This is a genomic window from Flavobacterium rhizophilum (assembly GCF_046000485.1).
Taxonomy (GTDB): Bacteria; Bacteroidota; Bacteroidia; order Flavobacteriales; family Flavobacteriaceae; genus Flavobacterium; species Flavobacterium rhizophilum.
Map to the genome: position 1 here is coordinate 248,891 of NZ_JBELQB010000007.1, position 6,660 is coordinate 255,550.

The following is a 6,660-nucleotide window of genomic DNA, read 5'->3' on the forward strand; positions in this document are numbered from 1 at the left end:
TTTTGGAATCTGAGCAAAAGCGAGGTTACAGCTAAGCAGCAGTAAGGTTAAAAGTTTTGTATATTTTATTTTTATAATCTCCATAAATTCTAAAAGAATCGTGGGTTAGCTACTCTTTCATGTTTTTTAACAAGTTCAAAACGCAGGTATACCTCGTGTGAACCCGAATTATAATCAGCCAGTTTTGTGGTTTCCATATCATAGGTATACCCCAGGAAAAAATCTTTAGTTACCTGGAAACCTATCAGGGCACTCAGTGCAGCATCCCAACGGTATCCCATACCAACAGTAAACTGTTCGTTGTATAAAAAGTTTGCCGAAACATCTACCTGTAAAGGCGAACCTTTTGTAGCCTTAACCATAGTCGCTGGTTTAAACTTCAGGTTATAGGACAGATCAAAAACATGACCACCTATAAAGTAATAGTGCATCCTATCGGTAGCTACCGATGTTGAGTTGTGCTCATAATGTTTTGTTTCCAAAAACTTTGGAACCGAAAGTCCCACATAAGTATCATCTGAATAAAGGAAAACTCCTGCTCCTATATTTGGTGAAAACTTGTTGTCAATATTATTTTGAAACCTTGGATCTGTCGGATCAAAAATATTAAGCTTAGTAAAGTCAATATTTAATAAATCGGCGGTAGCCTTTAATCCAAAAGCTAACTGATAATTGTATGACACATTAATAGTATATGAGAAATCTACCGATATGGCATTATCATCCATAGGACCTATTTTATCATTAGTGAACGAAAGCCCCATACCTATTTTCTCACCTACAGGTGAATTAATAGAAGCCGTAGCGGTTGTTGGTGCTCCATCAAGTCCTACCCATTGCGCACGGTAAATACCAAATATGCTGGTTTGCCCTCTTGATCCCGCATAGGCCGGGTTTACATTAATGGTATTATACATATACTGTGTATACTGCGGATCCTGTTGTGCATTTGCAAAACCACTTGCCAGTAGCATCAACATACATACAATTTGCTGTTTAAAATTTATTTGCATCATTTTATTATCCCTCTTCATTACTCTATTCTGTACTTATGTATAAATAACCTGTTTTCTTAACTGTTCTCCCTTGATTAGGATACTGTATTACATAAAAATAAGTACCTGCAGGCAGTTTGTCTCTTTGGGTAACGGTAGCCCTACCGGACGATACACCATCAAAAACATTTCCGTGACTGTCATATTCGGCTGTTTCAAATACCATTACACCCCATCGGTTAAAAATTTGCACCGTGTTACCCGGGTGAGCAGTAATCCCCTCGATATAGAAGTAATCGTTTTGTCCGTCACCATCGGGAGTTACACCATTGTAAATAATAATATCTTCTGTAGGAAGATACTCTCTTCTAAGCCTTCCCAGTGTAAACACTCCATAGCCCGATACATGTACCGGTGTGGTAACTGTTTTGTCAAACATATCCTGAACACCACCTTCGTCAACCCACATTTGGGTATCTTCATCCCATCTCACTACTCTTATAGCCTCGGTAGGTTCTACTAAAAGTTCAGATGGTGTTGTGGTAAACTCATCCCAGCTAAGGGTAACCAAAACATCGGCCTCACCTTCTGTTCTTTCAATAGTCCAGTATTCTCTTCCGTCAATAAGTTCTATTTCCTGTGCCCTGTTCTCATGAGGATACAACGCATTAGAATCTTCCATATAATATTTAGCCGTAAAGCTGTCTGAAATTTCTTCAGGAGCAGAAATAGCAGCATACCTGTAGTATTGCCCATCTCCAATAGGATAAGTGAAATTGTTATAACCCGTTTTGATTACGTGCCCATCAACAAAACTATCATCACTGGTATTGGTGTGTGTTGCTTCATTCTCAAATATGATTATTCCCCCAAATACATCATTCTGAACAATTCCGTTATAAAAATCGGCATTGCCGCTAATCGAAATATCCCCATACAAACGAAAAGCAGGCTGCTGGTTAGAATTGTAAAACAACACATTGTTAAAATCGGCTGGTATGCTGCCGGTTATATTCTGCTGAGTGTATCCTTCAAACCTTGTATATCCGGCATAAGACGGATTAAAGGTTGTAATACCATTATTATTAAAGTTGCCCTTAAGCAATACTTCTCCGTTATTTTCATACTCTCCCATATCTGTATTATCAAAATCAGACTCTACAGAAACGAGCGTACCCGGACTAACATAAAGAATACCTTTATTTACGGTTTGCCCGGTTTGAGCTAAAACAACTCCTGAAAACAACAGGAACATGTATGTTAAGTTTATTTTTTTCATTTTTTTAATTTAAACAGTTATTAGGGGGGCTATCTGTTCTAATTACTTTTTACCCTTTGATAAATCATTGGATTGGTTATAACCTTACAGTTTCTTGTGGTTATAGCCACTACATTACTTGCCGACGACTCACAGGCCACGCCCGATGTTACTATCGTTATCCTTCGGTAATATTTTGATGCCGTTAAAACTCCCGGCTGGTATGTTGAAGCTGTTTCACCTGAAATGGTTGTCCATCCGGTAGATCCGTCGTCAGATGACTCCCATCTGTAAGTAACACTTCCTGTACCTGTACCATCAGTTGTTGACGTGATAAGTGCCGGAGCAGTATCTGTACATATACTTTGGTTATTACCTATTTCACCTGCTGTTGGAGTAGCTATAACAATTACATTTATACTGGCTAGCGGACCTTCACACTGACCGTTAAACTGACTTACATAGAAAGTATACGTACCTGATGAAGTAGTACTTGGTGTAAAAGGTGTGCTGGATGCAAAACCACCAGGTACCGTATACCATTTTAATGTGTATGAACTATTTGTTTCTGTCGCCGTTAACTGCGATGCCGTTTCTCCCTGACAGTAATAAATAGGAGAACTAACTGTAGGAGCTACAGGATTTAATGTTATATCTACCGTATCAGTATTATTTCCCTGATTACCTGAAGTTTCTACTATATCTGTAGAAACTGTAGTTCCATTCCAATTATAAGTAATCGTTCTTTGATCATAAACAACTGAGGCAGAGTTGGTGTATGCTGTATTAACGCCACTTATAGTATATGTAATAGGATGTTCATATACTTCACCCGTAGTTAGACTTCCCTGCGCTTCGCCATTATCACCAATACTGTAGGTATAAGTAGTATATCCTGATGAAGGCGTGTTGGGACTAACATAACGTGTCCATCCTGTATACTGTGCTGGTGTTTGAGCAAAAGTATATCCTGGAGGTACAACTTCAGTTACCCTAATCCTTCTTGCGGTAGTAGTCCACCAACCAGTACTATAAGAATAATCTATTGTATTCTGTCCTACGTTAGCTACCTGTAATGTGAATGTATTACCACTTACAGGATCCAAACAAGGGCTATTTACAGTTTTGTTAATCACAACATCCAAGCCTTCGGCATATACAGGAGTACTAATTTGTTTGCTGTTATTACTTACATCTTCATCGTATAATAAAGGAGTAATCTCAACAAAGTTATTTAGAACGTTGCCTTGTGGAACCGAATATAATCGTCCTGTAACATATATTTTACCAATACTGTTTGCTGCTAAATCAAATGTTCCGGTTATCTCATTTGTGCTTAATGAACTTACATCAGGAAGTGTTATTGAAGTAAACCCCTCAGTCGTTATAGAAGTAATATTAAAACCTGAAGTCCCCTCCGGTATTAAATTACCGTCACCATCAGTCAGTCTGTCTAAAAAATCTACATTAAGCGCATTAAAATCAGTATCATTATATACTTCAATCGTATAAGTTACCTGGTTAGCACCACCTGAACTAACGGTTCTTAAAAAGTCTTTGTTGGCTCTTTTATCAACCCTAAGGTTACCAGGGGTTGTTACTAACAGGTTTCTAATTTCATGATAATTAACCCCTCCACCGGTAGAAGCTCCAAAACCCAGTTTTAATAATGGTGGCGGTGCATCGGTTGTAGTATAACTAATTAAGTCCGTAAAATTAGCTGTAGGAGATTTTTTCCACCTTACTATTATCTGATAATACTCACCTACGGCATCCAATGGTAAGATTTCAAGCTGTACCCTTCTGTAAAAAGTACCATCATCAGGTCTATCATCAACTCTTGTGTTATAATCAATCTCATTTCTGTTCCTTATGGCATCATTACCACCTGTACGGGTACCTAATTCAACGTGATTGAGATATCTATTTGTAGTTGATGCATTATTAGTGGTAGGCCCCCTTAATACTACTGCATTAGGCACTTCACCTGGACCACCAACTCTTCCTTCTGTAGGGTTAGAAAAGTTACCATAGGCATCAAAACCAACACCCACATAACCTCCTGCAAGTCCGTTACCACCATTAGGTGCATAACCTAACGATCCTCCTAAACCACCTATCTGGAACGGTACCGACGCATCAAAAAGATAAACCCCTAAACCATCGGCTCCCCTGTAATTATCATTTACATCACGCCACATTTTATACTCAAAATCCACCAAAACACCCTCTGTTGAAGGAAATGAATTATTGATATAAGCATAGCCTCTTTGATTGGCATCTGAAGTTGTTAACCTTAACCATCCCTGATTAACAGGGTCATCTACACCTGATGTAAGATAAGCCGTACCGGCAGATCCACCGGGACCACCAATTATGATATTAGGATTACCGCTTCCCCTAAAATCTTCTGATATGGCAAACTGAGCATAAGCCTTATTTGCCGAAAAGAAAACAACCGTCAGGAGAAGGAATACTATCCTAAAAGAGTTATGGTTAAATATTTTTTTATCTTGATTTCGCATGATTTATTATTGCTAAACCATGCATGCGGGTATATTTAACCCACATGCAGGTTAGTTTATTTTACTACAAAAACAATATTCATGTAAGAAGCCTCTGTACCCGATCCTATAATATCGTAGGTAAGTACACCGTTAGCATCAATACTCACATTGGCAAATACCGTAGTATCATAATATGTGATATAGTAGTACATATCTGTAGCCTGAGGTAAAATTGGCACTGCCGCTGGTGCTCCTGCACTCGCTACAAACGTTCCGCTTGGAGTTCCTGTATTTAATGAACCTCCTGTAGTAGTATTTGGCACAAATTGCTGGTTTGCAAACTGCCCCTTGTATTCCAGATACAGGTTTCTTTTCAGGTTAGGTCCGTTTACCGATGTATCAAATATTACCGCCGGCATATAGAAGAATTTAGGAGTCATACTAGTAGGAGTTGCTGTCCATTGTACGTTACCATCTCCATCAGTTGTAAGGCTCATATTATCTCCTCCTGATTGAAGATCAGCAGTTGAAACCGTACCATCCTGAATCTTAGCAGATGTTACTGCATCATCGGCAATAGCAAGCGTCACATTGTTAAGTACCGCATTATTACCACCTGTAACATCAATATCAGTAGAAGTTATACTTCCGTCACCTGTAATTGCAGAAGGATCTACTTCAAGAGCTCCCGATGCATTTTGTATTAATCCGTTACCTGCAACGTTTCCATTAATTTTTGCTGCTGTTACCGAATCATTTGCTAAATCCTGAGATTGTATCGTACCATCAACTATTTTAGAAGATGTTACAGAGTTGTCTGCAAGCTTAGCCGTAGTAACCGCATTGTTCGCTAAATCATTGGTTTGGATTGTACCATCTTGTATCTTAGCAGAAGTTACTGCATTATTGGCTAAATCATTAGTTTGAACAGCACCATCAATAATCATGTTAGAGTTAATCACATTGTTATTAATAGCTAAAGTCACATTATTTAATGTTGCGTAGGTACCACCTTGTACATCCAGATGAGAAGAAGTTATACTTCCGTCACCTGTAAGAGCCGACACATTCACTTCTAAAGCTCCCGATGCGTTTTGTGTTAATCCGTTACCTGCAACGTTTCCATTAATCTTATCTGCTGTTACCGAATCATTTGCTAAATCCTGAGACTGTATCGTACCATCAACTATTTTAGAAGATGTTACAGAGTTGTCTGCAAGCTTAGCCGTAGTAACCGCATTGTTGGCTAAATCCTGAGTTTGTATTGTATTATCCTGTATCTTGTCTGAAGTAACAGAATTGTTTGCTAAATCCTGATTAAGTATTGCTCCGTCAATAATCATGTTAGAGTTAATCACATTGTTATTAATACTAAGCGTTACATCTTTAAATGTTGAGTTGGTTCCGTTACTTACTACTAAATGAGAAGATGTTATACCACCCGGACCATTATAACCAGAGAAGTTTGTTGATACTACATAAGGGTTGGCAACTGTACCTGCTCCGGTTACAGCAATACCCGAACCTGCGGTTGTAACACCTCCTACTCCATCTGCTCCGTCATTACCCGCTATACCTTGTGGACCTGTTAGGTCCGCTGTGGTGAAAGAGGTACCGTTATCAAAATTAAATGTATAAGTACCGTCGCTATTATTCGTTACCGAAGTAATACCGTTTCCGTCTGATCCATCTGCTCCGTCATTACCCGCTATACCCTGTGGACCTGTTAGATCCGCTGTAGTAAAAGAGGTACCGTTATCAAAATTAAATGTATAAGTACCGTCATTATTATTCGTTACTGAAGTAATACCGTTTCCATCTGATCCGTCCTGACCATCTGTACCAGGAGCACCGTCCTGTCCGTCATTACCCGCTATACCCTGTGGACCCGTTAGGTTTG

Annotated in this window: 3 protein-coding genes and 1 pseudogene; all 4 read right to left on the bottom strand. The window is 38.9% G+C overall.

The window, feature by feature from the left end:
* Positions 1–89 precede the first annotated feature (89 nt).
* Positions 90–1,013, bottom strand: a complete 924-nt coding sequence (locus tag ABS768_RS11290; RefSeq protein ID WP_408075072.1) for a PorP/SprF family type IX secretion system membrane protein — start codon at positions 1,011–1,013, stop codon at positions 90–92.
* Positions 1,014–1,038: 25 nt separating this feature from the next.
* Complete coding sequence (locus ABS768_RS11295; RefSeq protein ID WP_408075067.1) at positions 1,039–2,274, bottom strand: gliding motility-associated C-terminal domain-containing protein; 1,236 nt, start codon at positions 2,272–2,274, stop codon at positions 1,039–1,041.
* Positions 2,275–2,312: 38 nt separating this feature from the next.
* Positions 2,313–4,778 (bottom strand): hypothetical protein, encoded by a 2,466-nt coding sequence (locus ABS768_RS11300; protein WP_408075068.1) that lies wholly within the window; start codon positions 4,776–4,778, stop codon positions 2,313–2,315.
* Between the two features lie 56 nt (positions 4,779–4,834).
* Positions 4,835–6,660: pseudogene (locus ABS768_RS11305) on the bottom strand (hypothetical protein); the annotation flags it as partial.

What these genes read in the sequence shown, in the direction of transcription:
- ABS768_RS11290 (WP_408075072.1), bottom strand. Translation starts at nt 1,013, where the DNA reads ATGCAAATAAATTTTAAACAGCAAATTGTATGTATGTTGATGCTACTG.
- ABS768_RS11295 (WP_408075067.1), bottom strand. Translation starts at nt 2,274, where the DNA reads ATGAAAAAAATAAACTTAACATACATGTTCCTGTTGTTTTCAGGAGTT.
- ABS768_RS11300 (WP_408075068.1), bottom strand. Translation starts at nt 4,778, where the DNA reads ATGCGAAATCAAGATAAAAAAATATTTAACCATAACTCTTTTAGGATA.